Origin of the sequence: Streptomyces sp. NPDC001941, from assembly GCF_040296945.1 — a bacterium.
Taxonomy (GTDB): Bacteria; Actinomycetota; Actinomycetes; order Streptomycetales; family Streptomycetaceae; genus Streptomyces.
The window spans coordinates 16,344-35,946 of the sequence record NZ_JBEOYE010000038.1; the positions used below are offsets into that span (position 1 = coordinate 16,344).

Sequence of the window (19,603 nt, forward strand, 5' to 3'; positions counted from 1 at the left end):
CCAGGGCCTCCTTGGGCTTGCCCACTCCCCCAGACCGCCTCGTGACGGCCGTGCGCGCCGGGTCTCCCCGGACGGTCACCGCGGTCGGCTGGGGTCCTGGCCGTGTCCGTGCTGCTGGTGCTGCTGCTCGTGCTCCCGGTGGCGGTTCTCGACCAGGGCGTCGAGCGCGGCCGGGGTCTCGGTCTCCTCGTAGGCGCGGCGGCGGGCGTCGGCGGCGCGGGTGAGGGCGGCGAGCCGCTCCAGGTTCTTCGGCGTGCGCAGCCACGTCGCCGCGTCGGTCGTGCGGCCTGCGAGGTACTCGTCGGGCATCGCGGCGTGCAGGTGAGCCAAGGTGGCGGCGGCCTGCTGCGCCGGGGTTAGGTCGGCGTCCCGGTCGGGGTGGTCGACTGCGTGCGGCGGCGGAGGCGGCACTGACGCCGGGTCATGGTGCTCGTCGAAGATGAGCGTGGTGGCCGAGGGCGGCGTGGCTGGGGCGTCGGTCGGCTCGGGGGGCGCCGTGCGGGCGGTATGGATCGCGTTGCGTACGGCGAGGCTGGCGATCCGGGCCCGTTCATAGCGGGAGGACTCCCGGGGCGGCTTGCCGTCGCAGTGGGCGATCCACCAGGGGGCGGGCGTGGGGAAGTTGGCGGTGTAGAAGGTCTGGTCGGCGGCCGGGGCGCGGCGGCCGGGCTGGTTGGCGGTGGGGCGGCGGCCGTGGTCGGCCAGGGCGCGGTCGGCGATGTCGTCGTCCAGGCCGCGGGGGAACGCGCGGCCGCGCAGGGTCTCCAGCAGGTGCCGGCGCGCTTCGGCCACGAGGTGGCGGCGGGCGAACTTGCCGCGCACGGTGAAGACGACCGCGGCGACGTCGACGGCGGCGAGCATGACGTCAACGTGCGGGTTCACCCGGGCCCGGATCGCCGCACCCGCCGCGCGGCAGCGCCGGAGGAGCCCGTCGACCGTCTCCCTGCCGACCTTCAGCAGCGCGGACGCCTTCCACCACGCGAGCAACTGCGCCAGCGGGCGCGGGGTCTTCTTCGCTCGGCGGGTGTCCTGCGCCGCCCACCACCCCAGGGCCTCCCGGGCCTTCTCCCCTGGCAGCCGTCCGTGCTGCTGCGCGTACGCGTAGGTCAGGCCCTCCAGGACGTCCTCGATCTGCTGGCGGCGGGTGGCCGACCAGTCGATGAGCTCGGCGTCGACGCCGGCTACCTCCATGACGGGGCGCAGGCCCGGCGTCACCTCTCTCGGCACGGTTGCCAGACCCAACTCCTCGCACACCTCGGTCGTCATCGCGAGGGTGTACAGCGTCCCGGCGGCCACCACATTCTGGTAGAGACGGCGGGTGTCCAGCGCACCCCACTGGCCGTCCGGGCGCTCCACCCGGTTGAGAATCAGGACGTGCTCGTGCAGGAGCGGGAAGCCGTCCCTGTTCTCGTAGTGCCGGTACGCGGCGGCCACCAGCGCCGGGGTCTTCGCGCGGCTGCGGCCCGAGGCCCACCGGGTCTGGGCGACCCCGTCCTCGATCCAGCGCAGCGCCGTGGCCACAGCCCGCTCGTGGGCCCGCTCGATGACCCGGCGCGTGTCGTCATCTCCCAGTGCCCACAACACGACCAGCGACGCCTGCGGACGGAAGACGAAGTCCAGAGCGATCAGCGGCGTCTGCCCGCGGGCCTCGACCTCCTCGACCGGCTGCCCCAGCACCGTCGCCCGGCACGCGGTGTCCTCATCGGCGCCGTCGTCCAGGAGCTCCCCCTCGATCCGGTCAGCATCCGGGTGCCGGGCCTGCCCGAAGACCAGCTCCATCTGCCGCTCGGACACCTCCGCACCCTCGGTGAGCCCGAGTAAGGGCAGGCCGCGCCCCCGCCAACGTCCCGGCGGGAGACCAGCCAGCTCTTGGACCACCTTCAGCGACTGGCCGGACGGACGGCGGCCGTCCCCGTACGCGACCCCGAGCACGTAGTACCCCCACGCGTTCCGCGTCTGAACCTTCGCGACACTCAGCATCCCCACAGGGGACACCGGCTCTGAGCTGCAGAAAAGCGCACTCCCGTGGGGCGGGAGGGTTCACTGGAACTTCACGCCCGGTCCCGTACGGCGGGCCATTGCGGAGGTGCCGCGACCGCCCGACGGGCACCACCCAGGCCATGCAAATGCTGCGCAACGGCCCTTCTTACGAGGGGTCCACCCTGTGCACGAGGCCCTGACTGTCCTGCAACGGCTGATCGCGCATAGGACAGGTTGACCTTGCACCTGACGCTGCACAGTTCAGCTGGATCTTGGCGGGCTGTGGGCCCGGGGAGCACCCTTCGTGATCGATGAGGTCAAGCGCAAGTGGTTACCGCGGTAACCACTTCTCTGTGTCCTGCCTGCGTCCCAGTCTTGCGCTTGGTCGGCTGCGACACGGAGCTGGGGTCAACTGCGAGCGCCCACTGATTCGTGCGGGTGAAACTCAAGGCTTCAGGTTGCGGCGCAGTCTCGCCGTTAGCTTTCCTGATGCCACATGGCTGTGCGAGGCGGCCAGTGCCGGACGCTGTGAACCGACCCTGGCGTCGACGGCCAACCCTCCTTGGTTCCATGCGCAGACCACCTCTTGTTCTGGATCTTCACGCGCCTTCTGCCGGGTCGGGGCAGTCACTGAAGGAGAGCGTGATGGACATCGAGCGGTACGTCGTCAATGTCCGGCGGCAGTTCACGGGAGAGACCCTCATGGGGGCACGGCATCGCATGGGCGAGCTGGATGACTGGTCGGCACCGATCCCAGCTGCTAGGAACAGCGAGCAACGGCGGTTGGAAGCGTACGTCTTGCAGGCCTTGGGCCATGTCCAGGGACGCCATCCCCTGGGCGTGGTCGAGGCGGTCCCTCTGACCGACCGGTTGACACTGCGGCTCGAGTCGCCGGAAGCCGTCAGCGCAGTCCTGTCGTTGCTTCCCTTTAAGGACCGGCGCAAGTCGCGACACGGAGTCATCGACCTGCGCGCGGTGTCCCAGAGCAGGAGTGTCGGGCTCGCGCTCGGGCGGAGCGGAAGCGGACGTGTGCAGCTGCTCGGGCCACGTGGCTGCGACGTTCCATCAGTGCTGACGGCGCACCGGGTAGCGATCGAAGAGCGCCAGCACGTTCCGTTGTGGACGGAGGAGACGCCACATGATCCTCTACCTCGTCCTCTTCGTAAGTCACGTGCGTCCGCTAAGCGGCGGGCACCTGTGGGACTGGTCGCCTCTGATCCGGACGTGGCAAGTGCGCTACTGCGCCGGGTGCGTCTGTGGCAAGAGCTGTCCACGGGCGGCATGGTGACGATCTCGTGCCGGCCGCAGAGCGAAGTCGAGGGCCCTGCCTGGACCGTGGAGCGCATCGTTCCAGCAGGGGAGCAGCTGCATGACGAGAGGGTGGGCGCAGTCCTCGGTGAGCGGGTGATGGGGTCGGGGCTGACGGCCGACACAGATGGGCATCTCTGCGGCGAGGCAGAGTGCCTCCAGACGTTCGCGTCGGGGCGCCTGCTTGTCCGGTCAGTGCCGGGCACCGGCGTCTTCCCGACGGCAGGCCTCAACACTGCCCGTCAACGCTCTTTGGCGGAGCTGCTGCGCTGGCAGGCCTCTCCGGTCTCGTCGGGCCGGAGGCCCCTGGGGCATGTCACCCAGCTGCTCAAGCCGTCCACGGACAACACGAAGAGGGCAGAGGTAGCCAGCCATCTTGCAGCAGCGTGGGCTTACCAAGGGCTTCGGACGTTGATCCTTCGAGTGGTCCATGGCAAGAGTGCCCACTGGCGGCCAGTGCGCTTGTCTCCAGGGGCTGGTGGCATGTTCGAGGAGAGGATCGCCTATGGCTCGGGAGAATTGGCAGGTGCACTTGCCCGAGCCAGGAAGCATTTCGACCACACCATCCTGGTAAAAGCCAGCTACCTCGACCCGCCCATGGCCGGACTCTCGCCGCTAGCCGATGATCACCTTGTCGTGGTGTGTGGCGTGTTCCCGCGCGCGACACAGACCGCCACCATGCGAGCGGCAGTCCTCGAACATCGCGCGGTTGCCTTGTCTCCCGCCGAGTCGGCGGTCGCGTGGCTGCACACCCGGCTTACGCGCATCCCGCTGGCCCATCTTCCTGTGACAGGCCTGGTGCTGCAGGTCCAGGATGCAGCGGACGAGTTCGACTTCCTCGTCGACGCCGAGCTCGCCGACCGTGGGCTCACCGTTCTCGGCCGGCTCCCTGCGAGGAACAGGCACATCGGCTTCCGGACCGTCTTGGACGACATGCCTGACCACCAACGCTCGGTCATCCTCCAGCAGAGCGAGCAGATCCGGAACGGACTTGGTCCGGCACAGCGGAACGCTGACGCGCTCAAGGCTGCCATCCACGCATACATGACCGCGTTGTAGAGCCTGCAGTCGTGGCCCGGCGGCAAGCCAGGTCGTCGTAACCGAGGCGGGTGGTTACCGCGGTAACCACCCGCCTCGAGGTCGGGGGCTGATCCGTCACCTACTGGTTACCGCGGTAACCACTCTGCGGACGTGGCGTTTGCCATAGCCCTCGGCGTGGCGAGCCGTCAGGCCTCTAGTTCGGGGCGGGTTCTGCGATAGTGGCGCGTGGCCCGGAGTACCGGAGAGTCCGCGAAATGTACGGGCCGTAGGAGAACCACATGGCACGCGTGATCGCGTTCGTAAACCAGAAGGGCGGCGTGGGGAAGACGACCAACACGGTCAACCTCGCCGCGATCGCAGGGGAAGTCCTGGGAGGCGCAGCGGCGGGCGAGAGCTCGGTGCTGGTTGTCTCGACCGACCCCCAGGCGTCGACGATTTGGTGGGCGGACCGGGTGGCTGAGGAAGAGCTGCCCTTCGACTACCTCCAGTGCGATGACAAGCCGGAGGAACTGGCTCGGCTTAAGAAGCTGGACCAGTACGAGTTCGTCTTCGTCGACAGCCCTGGCAGCATCGAGGACAAGCACATCCTGAGTGCGACTCTGGATGCGACCGATGAGGTGGTCGTCCCGCTTCCGCCGGCCGCCATGGCGTATGCGCCGACTCGGCGCACCATCGAGACGGTCCTGGAACCGCGGAACATGCCGTATCGCATCCTGATCGGAGACTGGGATCCGCGGGACGGGCGCGTCGACCTGGAGCAGACTCAGGACTACGTGGACGGCAAGGAGTGGCCGCGTCTGAACACGGTCATCCGCCACTACAAGATCCACGAGCGTGCGGCGGCCGAGGGGCAGGTCTGCACGCAGTACCCGAAGGGCCGGATCGGTCTTGAGGCGCGGGAGGACTTCTTCCGTCTCGCGCTGGAGCTCGGGATCGGCGGTCGCCCGCTTCCGAAGCAGAAGCGCAAGTCGCCGGTGAAGGGCAAGGTCTAATGGGGCGCCGGGTCAATCTGTCGAATGTCGACGACAAGCCGGTAGCGGTCCCGGCCCCGGTTGAAGCCTCTGCGGGCGTTCCCCTCGACCTGGTGGTGGCCAATCCCCGCAACCCGCGCGACACCGTGGGCGATCTGAACGATCTGCAGTCGATCGCGACACGACAGCTCCAGCCGTGTCTGGCAGTGTCCGCCAAGGGCTACCTCGCGCTGTGGCCGGAGGACGCCGAGCAAATCGGCGACGCCAAATACGTCGTCGTCAACGGCTGCCGGCGTCTCGCCGCCGCCCAGAAGTTCGGGCGCAGCGACATCCTGCTCGTTCACGACGAGAGCGTCGCAGCATCGCGAGGGGACCTCCTGGGCGCGGCCGTTGACGAGAACGTCAGCCGGCGCGACTTCGACGTGATCGAGGAGGCCAAGGCCGTAGACGCCGTCGTCTCGGAGTACGCGAGCAGCCGCGAGGCGGCTGCAGCTCGCGGCTGGACGCACGGCTGGATCTCCCAGCGCCGCGCTCTACTCAAGCTGTCCCCGGAGATGCAGGAGGCCCTGCGCTCGGGAGACCTGGCTGTTCGGGATGCGCGCCGTCTGGCTCGCGTGCCCGCTGCGGAGCAGGTAGCGGCGTGGGAGGCAGAGCGGGAGGCCCGAAAAGAGGCTCAGGCCCTGCGGAAGCAGTCCCCGCCAGCCTCCGCACCGCCGGCCTCCGCTTCTGATCCAGTGGTTACCGCGGTAACCACCGAGAGCGTTAGCCCTCGCGTCGATCAGGAGCGGGCGAAGGTGGTTACCGCGGTAACCACTGACACCGAGCACAGGGAGTCGGTCCCCGAGCCCCGGGCGGCCAGTCTGCCCGCTTCGGAGTTCGGCTCGTTCCCCTTCACTGACGGCGAGGAGGCCGGGCAGGTGCTGTTGTCCCGGATGTCTCGTGAGGAACGGGCCCGGCTGGTGAAGCACCTGTTGAACAACGCGAAGGCCGAGCCCTCTCGCACCGGCTGACCTTGACCGGTCAAAGCGCCGCCCAGTAACGCAAGAAGGCTCGGCTCCCCCGTACTGTGAGGGAACCGGGCCTTCGACTGTCAGCCCGCCCAGGTGGCGGGCGCGCCTACGTCGGGGTTGGGGATGCCTGCGGCGGTCGCCGGTGCGGCGGGGTGCCGCAGTGCGGTGATCGGGATGGCGCCGGGTTCGGTGGCGGGTACCCAGATCATGCGCCAGGTGCCGTCCCATTCGCACCCGCAGTCGCTGTGGTCTGGGTGCGGGTGTCGTAGGAAGACGCCGTGGGTGTGGACGGCGCGCGGGATGCGGGGGATGAGGACGGAGGGGTCGTCGCCCGGGTACAGGTGCAGGTTGCGCCAGCCGTGGATCCGGGCCATGAACGCGGCGGCGGCCTCGATGATGTCGGCCCACCGCTGGTGCCCGAGCACGAGGAACGCGACCGGATAGGGGCGGTCGGCGCTGTCGTCGTCGACTCCTGTGACGTACAGGCCGCGGTGGGTGAGGAAGCCGTTCTCCGTCGCGTCCTCGCCGGGAGTCCAGAGCTGTTCGGCGGGATGCCTTGTGCCGTCGTCGGCCTGGCTGGTCTCGATCTCGTACAGCGCCGAGGTGGTCACGGGCTCACCCCGGCGATCGCGTCGGCCAGGAGCTCGGTGATGTCACCGCCGTACGGGGCGAAGTAGCTGTCGTGGTCGCTGACGTGGAACAGGGCGTCCTTGGCGGTGACGGTGAAGCCGGGGACGACGAGTGCGGCGCGGCCTGCCAGTTCGGTGTTGAGGCGGTCGGCGTCGCGGGAGGCCAGCCAGGTCTGGGTGTAAGGGCCCAGGCGCAGCAGGATCGAGCCGGTGTTGTCGGGGCGGTGGGCTTCGACGTGGACACCGTAGTGAGCGGGGCCCATGCCGACGTCGTCGGGGAGGGGCAGGTTGGCGGCGGCGTGGGTGAGCATCGTGTACGCCTGCTGCCAGACGCCGAGGATCGAGGTGGTCTTGCAGCGCAGCCAGCCCCGGTCGGTGTAGCCGAGCTTGCGGCCGTGGAGGGAGGCGGCGGCGTGCGGGGTGTCGGGGTGGACCAGGGCCACGGCGATCATCTCGGTGCCGTGGTCGTCGCCGGGGCGAGTGTGGGCGCGCTCGATGAACGGGCCGACGCGCACCGCGATGTCCTGGAACCGTCCGGGTGTCCAGGGCTGTGGGTGGCGGGTGGCAGCGAGCAGCGCGCGGAACTCGTCGACGGTGGCCCGGTCTTCGGGGGAGAGGGTGTCGGCGTTGCCGCACCGGTGGAACGGGAGGCGCTTCATCGGATGTTCTCCTTCTCCGTGTTGGCGGTGCGGGCGTGGGCGGGGACCGTCAGAATGCGCGGCAGGTGGACATGCAGGTGCTCGACGATGACTTCGCGGCCACGGTGGCGAAGTTCGCGGGCGAGGAGTTCGGTGAGGCTGCTGGCCCTGTGCCGCCCTCCCGCGCAGCCGATGGCGATGCGGCGGGGTCCGGCGGGCAGGCTGGCGTAGTCGGTGAGGTTGGCGAGTAACTCGCGGGCGCCGGGGGTGTTCAGGACGACGTCCTGGACGCGGGGGTTGAGGCCGTCCAGGTCGAGGATGTCGCGGGCGGCTGCCGGGTCGCGGAGCCGGTCTCGGACGTCTTCGATCCGGTCGGCGGCGGGCGGGGTGGTAGAGCCGTCAGGTCCGGTGGGCAGGTGCAGGTAGCCGAATGAGGTCAGACGGGTCGGGGGCAAGGGAGCCTCCTGTTCGGTGGTGAGGGACTGGGACGCGGAGTGCCGCGCCGCCCCGGGGCGGGCAGGGCATTCGGGGTGGGGCTAGGTGGTGTGGGTGACGACGAGGAACGCGTCGGTGGTGAGGTCCATGACGACGTGAGCGTCGGTGCCCTGGGCGCGCTGGGTGGCGGCGTAGTCGTCGGCGGGCCAGGAGCCGCGGGGGTGACCGGCGGGGAACCGCTCCAGGACGGTGCGTTGCGCGGGTGCGGGGGTGGCTGTGGTCATCGGGGGCTGCCGTTCTCGTAGGCGTCGATGAGGGCGCCGATGGTCTCGGCGCTGGTGGCTTGTCCGACCCAGGTCCCGTCGCGCTGCCACACGGGGACGTTGTCCTGCTCGGCGCTGAACGCGATCACGTAGGGGCCGTAGCACTCCAGGACCAGGTCGTAGGCCTCGCCCACCGGCGCTGCGGCGAGGAGTTCCAGGGCGGTGATGACGAGCTGGACGGTCCCGTCAGGTTGCTGGGGGTAGAGCAGGGTGCCGGTGGCCCGGATCAGGTCGCCGGGCTGGACCGCGCTCAGCAGCACCTCGGCGACACGCGGCTCGACGGCCGTGCAGTCCAGCACCTCTTCCACCGCGGCCAGTTGGTCCGGGGCGAGGCTCATGTCGGTGCTGGTGCTGCCGTCGGTGGGGGAGAGGACCAGCTGGAAGCGGGCGCTGCCGTGGGGTCCGGGTATGGGGGCGGCGTCGACGTAGCCGTCCACGACGTGTGGCGCGAGCTCCATTACGAGGCCTCCTTCAGGCTGGGCGTGGTGTGGGGGTGGGCGTGGTCGTAGGCGGCCAGGACCTGCTTGGCGACCAGGCCGCGGTCGGCGACCTGGTGGCCGTGGGCGCGGGCCCAGGCCCGCACCGCGGCCAGCTCCTGCGGGCTGCGGGGGCACGTGCGGCTGCTGGCGGCCGCGAGTTCGCGCGCGGCGGGGGTCGCCTGGGTGCGGGGCTGGGCTTTGAGCTCGCGCAGTTCCGCCTGGGCGGCCTCGAGGTCGGCGCGGGCCTGGGCGACGCGCTGTTCGGCCTGCTGCTGTGCCAGGTCGACGGCGCGGCGGGCCTCGAGGTCGGCCAGGTCGCTGCGGATGCGGGCGGCGCGGCCCCGGATGCCGGCCGCCGCGTGCTCCTCGGCCCACACCAGGAGCGCCTGGACGCCCTTGAGGGCGGGCCGCGAAGTCGCGGTGGGCTCCGTGGGCTTCGGTGCTTCGGGAGTGGTGGGCTCGGTGAATGCGCGAGCCTGGTCGAGCTCCTCGGCGGACAGGCCCAGGGTGGTGCGCACGGACTCGGGGTCGTCGCCGTTGCGGAGCATGGACGCGGCTGTGGCTATGAAGGCGTCGACGGACATCTGCTTCTCCAAGGTAGGGGTGAACGCCCACGCCCGGGCACGGCGTGGTGCCGGGCTCGGGCGTGGGTGTGCGGTCAGGCGTGGTCGTGATCGGTGCGGGTGCGGGGCTGGGCGTCAGAGGTGAACCGGCCGGTGCGCCGGGCCTCTTCGGGGTGGGTGGTGATCCAGTCCTCGGCGCAGGCTTTGTGGACGGGCTCTCCGGAGTGGGAGCGCATCGGCGTGAGCCGCTTGCACAGGGTGCAGGGGAAGTTGTCCCGGCGGTCGTAGTGCAGGCTGGCACGCCAGTTCAGGAGTTCTCCGGGCCGGGGCACCAGGCCCGGCTCCACGGACTGTTTCGTGCGAGCGCGGTCGCTCACGGCGGGCTCGTGGTCATACTGGACGTGCCCTCTCGTCTCGTACGGGTTGGGTAGGCCCGGGACAGCCGACGAAGCCGGCAAGCAGAGCGGCTGTCCCGGGGCGCATCTACAGGGGGATCGGGCTGCGGGTCATCCAGCCGTGCGGGTTGTGCCACGGGGTGACGGTCGCCGCGTCCCACTCCAGGTCCCAGCCGGGCCGCGCACCCCTCACCCGCCACCCGCTCGGCTCTCCGTTGGGCACGGGTGAGGTGTGTCCGGTGAGTGCGGCGTCGTATGCGGCGTGCGCGAACTGCAGTGCGGTGGTGGGGGAGTCGGCTTCCCCGGTGAACACGTGCAGGCCCCGCTGGTCCGGGTCGTCGCTGCGGTGTATCGGGACGTCGACCTCGTAGATCACGTGGAACGGCATAGCGTGTGGACCCTTCCTGTGGGCTGGGTTGGTGCGTCACCGGGCCGTTGCCCGGTAGCGGTCCAGTCGGGTACGAGTCACCGGCGGGAACCGGGGCGGGTGGTCAGCCAGACGGTGATGGCTGCGGCGCCGACGCCGATCGCGCGGTGCAGAGCGGCATCCAGCTCCATCCATGCGCTGCCCGGTCCGGTGATCTCCTTGGTGACCGCGCCTTCGTCGTCGAGGCGGACCGCCTGGCAGTGATCGATGTAGCCGGTCTTCTTGGTCTTCTTCGCCAGCCACAGCAGAAGGGCTCCGCGGTCGATCGCAGCATGCGTCGAGGCGTTGATGGCCGCGCCGGCGAGCAGCGCGGTCGGCGTGACGCGGTAGCCGAACGCCCGGGTGATCGCGAGGGTCGCGGCGAGCTGCACGGCGGTGTACGAAGCGACGTGGGAGGCGACCGCGCGCCTGCCGAGGGTGGTCGTGGTCATGGTCGGGCGGGTGGAGTCCGCGGTGGCGGGGGAGCCGTCGGCGTGGACCAGGTCGTCGCCGTAGAGCCGCTTCCGCGAGGCCGTCTTGCTGCCCTGGACCCAGTGGTCGCAGGCAGGGTGCAGCTCGCCGAAGGTGGCCAGCAGGGTGCCGAAGAGGGCTAGGCGCTCGGTGCTGAGGAACAGACGAGGCATGCTGGGGTTCTCCTGATCTCGGATTTCCGGGTGGAAGAGAAGCGGGGCGGCCGACCTCTTGCCGATGCTGCAGTCGGCCCCGTGAGCGGGCTCCGCCCCGGCCACAGGCCGGGGCGGAGGTCGTTCAGAACGGCGGTTCGAGCTGCCAGACCGGGACGGGCAGGAGCCGGATGTACAGCTCGCGCCGGTTCGTCCAGCAGTCGCAGGCCTCCATCTCCGGGAACGGTCCGCCGATCCAGCAGCCGCCCGCGCCTTGGCAGTCGGGGCAGGAGCGGCGGGGCCGGGGCGTGAGCGCGAGGCGGTGGCGGTCGGCGTAGAACTGCCAGCGGCCGGACTCGAGGACGGCGGCCGCGGCGACCGTGATGAGCGCGGCGGCCGCACCCAGTACGGCGGTGCGGGCGCGCGGGGGCAGGGCCGGGCGAAGGGGTGGACGAGCCACGGTGACTCTCCTTCGAGGGGTTCGTTGATCAGGCGGCCAGCCGGTGGATGACCGGGGCCGTGGAGGCGAAGTAGGTGTCGGGGCTGGGCTCGTAGCCGCGGGCGCAGGGGTCACAGCAGCCCTGGGTGCGCAGCGGGAGGCAGAAGTAGTACCGGCGTAGGCACCGCGGGCAGGTGGACCTCGCGGCCATCGCCCTGTCCAGCGCCCATTCCTGCGCCATCGTCGGCGTCCGCTTCGGCCGGGCGTTCTTTACGTCGTAAAGCCAGGCCCGGGTGGGGTGGTTGCACGACTGGTCGGGCCGGTACGCGCAGTACTTGCAGCGCAGGACCGCGACCGGGCCGTGCCCGCCGGGGCACAGGCCCCGCTCGCGCAGCTGGCGTCTGGTCACCAGGCCCTCGGGACAGGAGCGCCGGTCGAACTCCTTCAGCGTCGCGGTGCTGCGCGGCACCTTCTTGAGCTCGCGGCGCCGCTTCTTCCGAGGGCGCGGCATCACCGGCTCCAGGTACCAGGAAGCCGGGCGGGGCGCTGCGGGTAGCGGGGGCCGGGGCGCTGCGGGCGGGGCCGTCCGATGCGGCGGCGGGGACGGGGAATGAGCACGAGTGAGTCCTTCTGGTTGTCGGGCGGACATGCCTCGCCCCGCCGCCTCGGGTGTCGGGGCGCCTGGGCGGGTGGGAGCGCGGTGTGCGGTCCGGTGGGCCTGCCCGGTCACCAGTGCCGCCGCCTGGTGGGGCGGGGCGCTGGTGGCCGGGCGGGGCGACCGCTCAGCGCAGCTGGCTCATCAGGTTCACCGGGTGTGGGAGGTGGGTTGGGGGAGGGGCTTGACGCTGCTGTCGGGTCCGGGTGTGGCCGGGCCGTTGTAGGCGGGGCGGGGTGTGGGGGTGGCGGCCTGGCCGGGGAGGTGGGTGCACAGTTGCCATCCGGCCCACAGGCCGAGGGCGAGGTAGACGCGGTGACGGTTGCGGCGCCACCAGCTGGCCGGTGCCGGTTCGGTGAGTACGCCGATGACTTTCGGGGCTTGCGTCACAGGAGCTCCTTGGCTGTGGGAGGTGCGGGCGGGGCCGGGCGGCCTGGCTCGCGCCCGAAGCGCGAACCGCGCGTCGGGTGCGGGCACAGGGCCCGGTCGGGGTGCGGTCAGAGGCCGCGGGCGTCTGCGAGGGCGGCGGCCTGGCCGAGCAGGCGCAGTGGGACGCGAGCGCTGCTGTGGGCGTCGTTGCACGCCGGGAGGGAGACCGCAGCGTGGCCGAACGTGCGGTGCAGGACGTCCAGGAGCACGCCGATCGCGGTGCTCTCGGCGCGGTGGTCGACCCCGGCTTCGGCGCGGATGGCGCCGAGCATGCAGTGGGCCCCGTCGGCGTTGACCAGGGCGCCGGTGCACCATCCGCCGGTCAGCAGCTGATGGTGGGCGCGCTGCAGGAGCGCGGCGGCCGGGGTGGCGTACGGAGCGGGGGGAGCGGCCGGGGTGCTGGGGATGGGGGAGGTGATGATGTCGGCGAGGTCGAAGGGGTCAATGGGGATGTGGGCGATGTTGACCTCGTGGGCGACGGCTGCTTCGTCCAGCCGCGCGTTCATCGCTGTGTTGACCAGGGCGAGGCGTTCTTCGAGGGTCAGTGCCGTGGTGGGCGTGGTTGCGCTGGTAGGTGCGGGGGAGGGCGGGGCGTAGGGCATCGCGGCTCCTGGTGGCGGGCGCGCACGCGCAGGGGCGCCGCCGGGTGTCCGGTGGCGCCCCTGGTGCAGTGCAGTGAGTGGGTGGGTGTCAGTCGAGGTCGGGGGTGGCGTTGGTGGCGCCGCAGTACCAGCAGTCCCATTCGTAGGGGATGTTGTCGATGCGGTCGCAGCAGGTGCAGCTGTCGCCTTCGATGACGTTTTCCTCGCCGCAGTTCCAGCAGTCGTAGTGCAGGTGCGCGACGCCCATCGTGACCCCCCAGGTGTTCAGCCCTGCGGATCAGGATGCGCCACCGGCGCGGTGGTGCGCACGGGTTCTGCCGGCTGCGGCGGGGTGTGCGGAGTTCCGGCGGTCAGGTGCGGGAGAGGTGCTTGAGGGCTTCCAGGGCCTGGCGGGGTGAGCTGACCGTGTCCCTCCTGGCAGCGGGCGCTCCTGTCTTGGCTCGGCGCCCGCTGCGCTTGGGACTCTCTTCGTCCTCGTCGTCGGGCTCGGGGCCGAACTCGCCGGGCTGAGGCGGCAGGGTCCAGTCGAACCACAGGTCCCGCGTCTTGAGCTCGCGGATCTCGTGGTCGCTCAGGGTGGCGGTGATGTCGGGGAAGTAGTCGTCGAGGCTCTTGTTGAAGTTCATGTAGAGGGTGCGCAGGACTTCGGGGTGTTTGGCTTCGACGATCCAGCCGGCGCCGCCGGTGTCGGAGCTGGCGGGCGGTTCGGGCTCCCCGCGCATGACCCGCGCGATGCGTCCTGCTTCCTCGGGCGAGAACGAGCGGGGCAGCGGGCCGGGGGTGTTCTCCGGCGGGATACCGAGGGCCTTGAACATGTCACTGATCTTCTTGGGGGCGACCTTGAGGACGACCGGGATGCAGTTCTCCCGCAGGTTCTCGCACAGCAGCTGGGTGAACCCGTCCTGCACGTAGATGGACTGGCCCGCGACCTTAAGGCCGACGCCGTACTTGCGGCCCTTGACCGACACCGTCTCGGCGAGATCCATGATCTCTGTGCCGTACAGGCCATGGCGGGCGGCGGAGAGGAACTCGTCGAGGTAGGCGGACAGCATCCGGTACGGGCAGCCCGGCAGTGTGGGGTTCCAGTCGTGGACCAGACCGTCGTCCCAGACCATCGCGCCGCGGATCTCCATCAGCGCGTTCAGGGCCCGCAGCAGCCGGAGCATGTACAGGGCGCCGATGCCGTAGCGGTCGGTGTAGGCACCGAGCTTGGCGGCCTTCTCGTCCGGGGCTTCGGCGGCCAGCCACACCACCGCGCCGAACAAGGCGTCGGCAGCGACGTGGAGGCCCATGAGCTGGGTCTTGCCGCCGCCGGAGGGGGCGACGAACAGGCCGTGGGCGGCGCCGCGGTCGGTGTAGACGCGGTTGCGGGCGGGCTGGCCGTTGCCGAGGTAGCCGGTCACCCAGCGGCCGTCCGCGTCCGGGGTCAGCAGTTCCCGGCTGGCGGGGAACGTGCGTGCCAGGGGGCTGGCGTCCCACAGGGAGACCAGCACATCGGCGCCGTCGCGGGTGACGAACAGCCGCCCCTCGTCGTACTTCGTCGCCAGCGCGGCGGCGAGGGCGTCGAGGTTCACCTGGGGTTCGCCTCGCTCGTCGGGGACGCGGGCGATGTAGTGAGTGACCTCGCGCTCGGCATCGCGGACCTTCTTGAGCAGGACCGAGGCGGCTACGGGGCCGTTCTCGCAGCCGATCCGGTCAGCCCACCACTCCTGTGTCGTGGGCGTCTTGGTGCGGCGCCATTCGTTGCGGTCGGGGGTGACGTGGACTTCCTTCCAGCCGGGGCCGCCCTCGCGGCCGTACTGGCGGGCCACCTCCCTGATCTGCACGTCGCTGACGTCGACACCGAACGCGGCCGCGACCCCTTCGACCGTGAGGCCGGTGATGGGACGGCCGGGCTCGCTGGCGCGCAGCACCATCTCCAGGTCGTTGGGCATGCCCTCGTGCGGGGTGGCGGAGATGACGAGGGTGCGGCCGGGCATGCCGCGGTTCTCCCACAGCTGGCGCACGCTGCGCGTGAAGGCGTCCGCGCCGTCGTCCGGCTGCCAGGCGGACTCCTGCTCGACGAAGGGCTCCAGTTCGAGCGGGTCAGGGAGCGGGGTGGCCAGAGCGGGACGGTGGTGGGCGCGGGTATGCCGGGAGAACGGCAGCACCAGCATCCCCGCTGCCGCCCAGCCGCCGGCCAGGAGCGCGTCCAGGCCCCACGGCCCCCAGCCGCTCGTGTGCCCGGCGGCAACGTCGACGGCGGCCGCCAGGACCAGCGGCGCCCACCGCAAGATCTTGCGTCCGGCGCCGAGCTGATCGCTCTTGCAGGCGAGGAACCAGCCGCCGACGCCGGCGACGCCCGCCAGCTGTACGACGGCGTTGACGGGGCTGTCGGGGTGCAGGTTCGGGGCCGCGGCCAGGACCGGGGCGGCCAGGGTGTAGAGGGTGCGCTCCAGGGCGACGCTGCGCGGCACGGACACGGGGTGTTCCCTTCGGGAGAGGGCGATGGGCGGCCGGCCGTCGGTGGCGCGACCGCCCATCAGCAGTTCGGCGGGGCCGGGAGCTAGTGGACGAAGAAGCCCGGCTTGGGCGTGCGCTCCGGGCGGCCGGAGCGGATGGTGTCCAGGCCCTCGTACAGCTGGGCGTGGGTGCGCTGGGCGCCGTGGGCGAGGCCGGTGACTTCCTGGGCCTCTTCGTGGAGCTTGCGTACTTCCACGGCGGCGCCACCCAGGGCAAGGGAGACCTGGTTGGTCATCTCCACGAACTTCTTGTCGAGTTCGGCGTGGGCGATGTGGGCTGCGAGGGTCGCCGCCCGGTCGGCGTTGGCGCGCATGTTGCGCAGCAGCGTCTGGAGCTCGTCCCCGGCCATGTCCATGGTGGTGGCCAGCGTCTTCAGCTTGTGCTGCAGCGCCTTATAGCGGTTGTTGTCGTCGGCGGTCACGGCCGCCGTGCTGCTCTGCGGTGCGGGCTTGCTCATGAAAGGGGGTGCTCGCCTTCTAGTCGTGGTGGGCGGCGGAGGAGGCCTGGGCCAGGCCGGCGTCGTCCATGGCCTGGAGGTCCTCGCCGTAGACGCGGGCCACTGACAGGGCCGCGAGCTGCGCTGCCTGGGAGGCGATCTCGCACTCGGTGGCGCAGCGCTCGGCGCTCTGGCGCATCCGGGCGGCGGAGTCGGCCAGGTCCGTGACGCGGTCGACGACCTTGGGGGAGATGTTGTGGTCGCCGATGAGGTCACCGGCGATCTCGCGAAGCGCGGTGGCGACCTTGCCGAGCGCGACGGCGAGTTCCGCCGCGCGGTCCTTGTCCAGCCCGGCGGCCAGCGCGATGTTGGTGATGTCGACCAGGTACTCGTCGAAGGTGACGTTGGTGCGGTGCTGGGCCGTCATCCCGGCCTGGGGCGAAGCGGTATGGACGTCTGCGCCCATAGGGGCCTCCTTGGTGGGGGTCTGGGGACGGCGGGGGTACCCGCAGGGGCCCGGGGTGCTGGCGGCCGGGCCGCCGGTGTTCTCGGTGTCCTCGATGAGGACCGCGTCGACGATGTCCTGCGTGGTCTGGGCGCGGCGGGGCGGGCGGGCGTGGTGGTCGGGGATGTCCGCCCACTGCCGGGGCTCGGCCGCATCCGCGGGCGCGGCACTGAATCGTGCGTGCCGGGCGCGGGAGCGTTCCCGGCGCTCCTCGCGCAGATCACGGAGGTGATCCAGCCAGGCGTCGAACCAGCCCGCCGCGTCCGGGTCCTGCTGCTCACCGGCCTTCTGGGTGCCCCTGGTGTCACCGGCCGCCTGCGTGGCCTGGGCAGCGCCGGTGTCGCGGTGCGGGCGCTTGCCCTTGGCCTTGGTCCGGGCTGTGCGTGCCGTACGCGGCGGTTCCCCGAACACGTTCCAGGCAGCTTCGTGGGCGCGCAGCGCGTCGATGAGCCACTGCTGGTTCAACGCCTGCTGCTCAGCCGCCGACCGGGCGGCCGCTCCGGCGCTCGTGGTGCTCTTGCCGGTGTCCTTCGTGACCGGGTCTGGAGCGGGCTTGGGCGCGAGCTTGTGGGCCAGGGCATCGGCCAGGTCCTGCGCCGCCTTGGCCTTGGTGAAAGCGGCTTTGTTCTTCCACCCGTCCGTCGGCTTCGCCGGGGTGGGGCCGGGTTTTGCCGCCGCGGGCGGAGCCTTGGCCGGCGGGGGCGGGGCCTTGGCCGGCGCGGGCGTGCGGGGCGGGCCGGCGGACGGGGTGGCTCCGGGGTGGGGTGCGGGATGGGGCTTAGCCGGGGCCGCCGTGCCCGCGGTGCCGGTGGCCGCGGGCGGCGGGTTCTTCACGTTCTTGGTGCTGTTCACCGGGGTCTTGCCGCTCAGAGGTTTCGCGTTCTTCCAGGTCCCGGCGCCGGGCTTGGTGGCGGCCGGGCCCGCCAGCGGCATGGTCTTCGTGTTGCTGTTTTTGGGCGGGGGATTCTTGGCGAGTTGCTCCGCGCGCCGCCTGTCCCAGCGGCGCTCGGCCTCTCGGGCGAGGGCCTCGCCCAGGGTGACCCGCCCGCTCGCGGCGGCCGTCGCGGACTTGGTCTCCTTCGCTTTCTTCCGCTCGGCGGCCCGCTGCTGTCGCTGCTGCTGCTTGTGGGCGTCGCGGTCGCTTCGGTCGCTCTGGCGCTTGTCCCACTGGGTCTGGCGCTGGCCTCGGCGTTGTGCGCGGTCCGCGCTGCGGTCGGCCAGGCCCGCCTGCTGCCGGGCTGCCCGGCGCTCCTGCCGGGCAGCCTGGCGGGCGCCCAGCCGCTCGCCCCGGGTGTGGGGGAGGGGTTTGCCGGGGGCACCGTTGTTGCCTGAACTGCCGTGCCCGGCCGGGAGTTTGCCACCCCCGCGGCCCAGGCCGCTGGAGCCGTTCTGCGGGCCTTTGCCGGGGGCGGATGGAGTGTTCCGCCCGCCGCCGCCTCCCTGGCCGCCTGTGCCCCGTTCAGGACCCTTCCCGGGGGTCTTGGTGTGGTTGGCGGAGCCTCCTGGGCGGTTGCCGCCGCCAGGACGGCTCCCTCCGGGGCCGGTACCCGATCCGCCCCGGGAACCGCCTCCGCCGCCTCCGCGTGAACCGCCACCGCCGGTAGGGGACTTCGTACGGCCCTTGTCCGCACCAAGGCCGGACGCGGACGCCTTCTCCCGGGCCGCCGCCTTGTCGCCCTTTCCCTTCACCAGGGCCTGGCGCATTTTGGCATTGGCCTCCATGAGGCCGACTTCCTGCGCCGTATGCGCCTCTATCAGGGCGACTTTCCGGGCGATGTCCGCCTCACGCAGAGGCGCCTCACCCGCCATCCGGTCCCGCGCCCTTTCCAGCCGGAACTCAATCCAGTCTCCCAGCCGGTCGGCCAACGAGCGCGGCAATTCATATTCATCATCATCTCCTTCGTCGCCATCCGCGCCTTCCGGCGACCCCTGAATTCCTTCGGAGCGCAGGGACATCGCGGGATCCGGTGCGGACGGCACAGTGAGAGAGCCTGCCGCCTGCGGGTCAGCAGTATTTATTGCCGGTGTTTCTGGGGGTTCGGTGTAGAAATAACTCCCGGCGTCGGGGGCTTCCGGAACGGTGCCGGAATCCGTGTCCCGAGCGGGGAGATGGAGCACATTGCTGTCGCCGTCATCCGACATGCGACCCTCCCGTCCGTGCTTGACAGTCGGCCGTCGCCTCGCGTACACGCGCGCACGGCACGCGCGGCACGCGTCACGCGCGGCACGCGATGGGACCACCGAAGGGGCCGCCCCGCGCTACGGGACGGCCCCTTCATCGGGGTGCGGGCGAAGCGGCCCGATGCTGGACTAGCGGCGCTGGTGCTTGCGGTAGACGTTCTCCAGCGCGAGCGCGACATCGCGGATGAACTGCACGTCCCCGGTCCGGAATGCCTGGGTGCCGCGAATGTTCATCAGCCTCAGCCAGTAGTAGAAATTACCGAGCTCCGGGCCGTGTTCCGCAACGAGCTGCATTTTGATTTTCTGCTCATGCTGGGCCCGGTTGAACTGCTTGCGTTCGGATTTCGTGAGCGGGCGGCCACCGGGGTTCACGCGGACTCCCGGTTCCCTCGGCCGCGCAGGTCGAATACCGACGTGGGTCCACCATAGCCGGATACGGGCTGATGTCCAGCCTGCTGATGCGACCCCGGAGCGGCCTGCAGCGAGCGCGGGTTCTTCTTCCTCTGCTTTTCCAGCTGCTTTTCTTTCCTTTCTCGGGCCGTGTTCGCGGCCTTCTCGTCGTGGGCGTGCCTTTTGTAGGCGGTCTTCTCCATGTTCTTGGTGAGCTTTTCCAGGCTGTTCAGGACGCTGGCCAGCGCCTGCTCGACGGGCATGGCCCGCAGTCGTGCGTGGTAGAAGCGGTCGCCCTCCACGTGCGTCTTGCGCAGGTGCACGCGGGTCTCGAGCGCGAGGGTCTCCAGGTTGCTGCCGATGTCCAGCAGGACCCGCTGAACGTCGGCCAGGTACCGCGCGGTTGCCTCCGGGCTCTGCGCCACGTCGCGCAGGGGGGAGTAGTTCGGGTCGTTGCTGTTCATTCGGGAAGACCTCCAGGTCTCGGGGATTGGGGAGAGGGCGTCCGTCCCCGAGGCTGTTGCGCGGGGTGGTGATCGGAGCGTTTTCGTCCGCGCCCCGCTCGGGGCGGGCGCGGGCGGGCGGCCTGCCGGCCGTGGCCGTCACCGGTCCGCGCTCACGCTCCCGAGCGTGAGCGCGGACCGGGGGCGACCATGAGCGGCA

Annotated in this window: 23 protein-coding genes; 3 read left to right on the forward strand and 20 right to left on the reverse strand. The window is 71.0% G+C overall.

Translation table 11 applies throughout. From position 1 onward, the window contains the following. Window positions 1-75: 75 nt before the first annotated feature. A complete protein-coding gene (mobF, locus tag ABT160_RS24240) occupies window positions 76-1,980 on the reverse strand; it encodes a MobF family relaxase (protein ID WP_351649867.1) in 1,905 nt (634 codons plus the stop codon). Window positions 1,981-2,625: 645 nt separating this feature from the next. Between mobF and ABT160_RS24245 the strand changes: the two genes are divergently transcribed. From ABT160_RS24245 to ABT160_RS24255, 3 genes are all read left to right on the forward strand, one after another. Beyond that, window positions 2,626-4,347 (forward strand): hypothetical protein, encoded by a 1,722-nt coding sequence (locus ABT160_RS24245; RefSeq protein WP_351649868.1) that lies wholly within the window; start codon window positions 2,626-2,628, stop codon window positions 4,345-4,347. 260 nt (window positions 4,348-4,607) lie between these two features. Next, window positions 4,608-5,321 carry a ParA family protein gene (locus ABT160_RS24250; protein ID WP_351649869.1) on the forward strand — a complete coding sequence of 238 codons (714 nt, stop codon included), beginning with the start codon at window positions 4,608-4,610 and terminating at the stop codon, window positions 5,319-5,321. Next, a complete protein-coding gene (locus ABT160_RS24255) occupies window positions 5,321-6,310 on the forward strand; it encodes a ParB/RepB/Spo0J family partition protein (RefSeq protein WP_351649870.1) in 990 nt (329 codons plus the stop codon). Before ABT160_RS24250 ends, ABT160_RS24255 begins: the two co-directional genes overlap by 1 nt. 80 nt (window positions 6,311-6,390) lie before the next feature. Here the strand turns inward: ABT160_RS24255 and ABT160_RS24260 are convergent, their stop codons facing one another. The 19 genes from ABT160_RS24260 to ABT160_RS24350 form a co-directional block, all read right to left on the reverse strand. Then, entirely contained in the window at window positions 6,391-6,921 is a 531-nt protein-coding gene (locus tag ABT160_RS24260; RefSeq protein ID WP_351649871.1) for a hypothetical protein, read from the reverse strand. Beyond that, complete coding sequence (locus ABT160_RS24265; RefSeq protein ID WP_351649872.1) at window positions 6,918-7,598, reverse strand: hypothetical protein; 681 nt, start codon at window positions 7,596-7,598, stop codon at window positions 6,918-6,920. The genes ABT160_RS24260 and ABT160_RS24265 overlap by 4 nt, the downstream gene beginning before the upstream one ends. Next, window positions 7,595-8,032 carry a RapZ C-terminal domain-containing protein gene (locus tag ABT160_RS24270; protein WP_351649873.1) on the reverse strand — a complete coding sequence of 146 codons (438 nt, stop codon included), beginning with the start codon at window positions 8,030-8,032 and terminating at the stop codon, window positions 7,595-7,597. Before ABT160_RS24270 ends, ABT160_RS24265 begins: the two co-directional genes overlap by 4 nt. Window positions 8,033-8,113: 81 nt before the next feature. After that, window positions 8,114-8,296, reverse strand: coding sequence for a DUF8839 family protein (locus tag ABT160_RS24275; RefSeq protein WP_351649874.1), 183 nt, complete (start codon window positions 8,294-8,296; stop codon window positions 8,114-8,116). Next, window positions 8,293-8,793 carry a hypothetical protein gene (locus ABT160_RS24280; RefSeq protein WP_351649875.1) on the reverse strand — a complete coding sequence of 167 codons (501 nt, stop codon included), beginning with the start codon at window positions 8,791-8,793 and terminating at the stop codon, window positions 8,293-8,295. Before ABT160_RS24280 ends, ABT160_RS24275 begins: the two co-directional genes overlap by 4 nt. After that, a complete protein-coding gene (locus ABT160_RS24285; protein WP_351649876.1) occupies window positions 8,793-9,398 on the reverse strand; it encodes an Lsr2 family DNA-binding protein in 606 nt (201 codons plus the stop codon). Before ABT160_RS24285 ends, ABT160_RS24280 begins: the two co-directional genes overlap by 1 nt. A 74-nt stretch (window positions 9,399-9,472) precedes the next feature. Further along, complete coding sequence (locus tag ABT160_RS24290) at window positions 9,473-9,754, reverse strand: hypothetical protein (RefSeq protein ID WP_351649877.1); 282 nt, start codon at window positions 9,752-9,754, stop codon at window positions 9,473-9,475. Window positions 9,755-9,860: 106 nt separating this feature from the next. Further along, the gene (locus tag ABT160_RS24295; protein ID WP_351649878.1) at window positions 9,861-10,160 is read right to left on the reverse strand and encodes a hypothetical protein; all 300 of its coding nucleotides are present in this window, start codon (window positions 10,158-10,160) and stop codon (window positions 9,861-9,863) included. A 77-nt stretch (window positions 10,161-10,237) separates the two neighbouring features. After that, on the reverse strand, window positions 10,238-10,822 hold the full coding sequence (locus tag ABT160_RS24300; protein WP_351649879.1) for a hypothetical protein: 585 nt from the start codon (window positions 10,820-10,822) through the stop codon (window positions 10,238-10,240). 124 nt (window positions 10,823-10,946) lie between these two features. Then, window positions 10,947-11,261 (reverse strand): hypothetical protein, encoded by a 315-nt coding sequence (locus tag ABT160_RS24305; RefSeq protein WP_351649880.1) that lies wholly within the window; start codon window positions 11,259-11,261, stop codon window positions 10,947-10,949. Between the two features lie 28 nt (window positions 11,262-11,289). Next, window positions 11,290-11,751 carry an RRQRL motif-containing zinc-binding protein gene (locus tag ABT160_RS24310; RefSeq protein ID WP_351649881.1) on the reverse strand — a complete coding sequence of 154 codons (462 nt, stop codon included), beginning with the start codon at window positions 11,749-11,751 and terminating at the stop codon, window positions 11,290-11,292. 294 nt (window positions 11,752-12,045) lie between these two features. Continuing rightward, window positions 12,046-12,285, reverse strand: coding sequence for a hypothetical protein (locus tag ABT160_RS24315; RefSeq protein WP_351649882.1), 240 nt, complete (start codon window positions 12,283-12,285; stop codon window positions 12,046-12,048). A gap of 107 nt (window positions 12,286-12,392) precedes the next feature. After that, window positions 12,393-12,926: a DUF6197 family protein gene (locus ABT160_RS24320; RefSeq protein ID WP_351649883.1), complete on the reverse strand. Its 534-nt coding sequence runs from the start codon at window positions 12,924-12,926 to the stop codon at window positions 12,393-12,395. An 88-nt stretch (window positions 12,927-13,014) separates the two neighbouring features. Further along, window positions 13,015-13,173 carry a hypothetical protein gene (locus ABT160_RS24325; protein WP_351649884.1) on the reverse strand — a complete coding sequence of 53 codons (159 nt, stop codon included), beginning with the start codon at window positions 13,171-13,173 and terminating at the stop codon, window positions 13,015-13,017. A gap of 103 nt (window positions 13,174-13,276) precedes the next feature. Continuing rightward, window positions 13,277-15,388 carry a chromosome segregation protein ParM gene (locus tag ABT160_RS24330; protein ID WP_351649885.1) on the reverse strand — a complete coding sequence of 704 codons (2,112 nt, stop codon included), beginning with the start codon at window positions 15,386-15,388 and terminating at the stop codon, window positions 13,277-13,279. An 83-nt stretch (window positions 15,389-15,471) separates the two neighbouring features. Continuing rightward, window positions 15,472-15,885, reverse strand: coding sequence for a conjugal transfer protein TraB (locus tag ABT160_RS24335; RefSeq protein WP_351649886.1), 414 nt, complete (start codon window positions 15,883-15,885; stop codon window positions 15,472-15,474). Between the two features lie 19 nt (window positions 15,886-15,904). Next, entirely contained in the window at window positions 15,905-18,091 is a 2,187-nt protein-coding gene (locus ABT160_RS24340; RefSeq protein ID WP_351649887.1) for a hypothetical protein, read from the reverse strand. Window positions 18,092-18,679: 588 nt separating this feature from the next. Continuing rightward, the gene (locus ABT160_RS24345) at window positions 18,680-18,922 is read right to left on the reverse strand and encodes a hypothetical protein (protein ID WP_351649888.1); all 243 of its coding nucleotides are present in this window, start codon (window positions 18,920-18,922) and stop codon (window positions 18,680-18,682) included. Beyond that, window positions 18,919-19,404 (reverse strand): hypothetical protein, encoded by a 486-nt coding sequence (locus ABT160_RS24350; protein ID WP_351649889.1) that lies wholly within the window; start codon window positions 19,402-19,404, stop codon window positions 18,919-18,921. The genes ABT160_RS24345 and ABT160_RS24350 overlap by 4 nt, the downstream gene beginning before the upstream one ends. Window positions 19,405-19,603 lie beyond the last annotated feature (199 nt).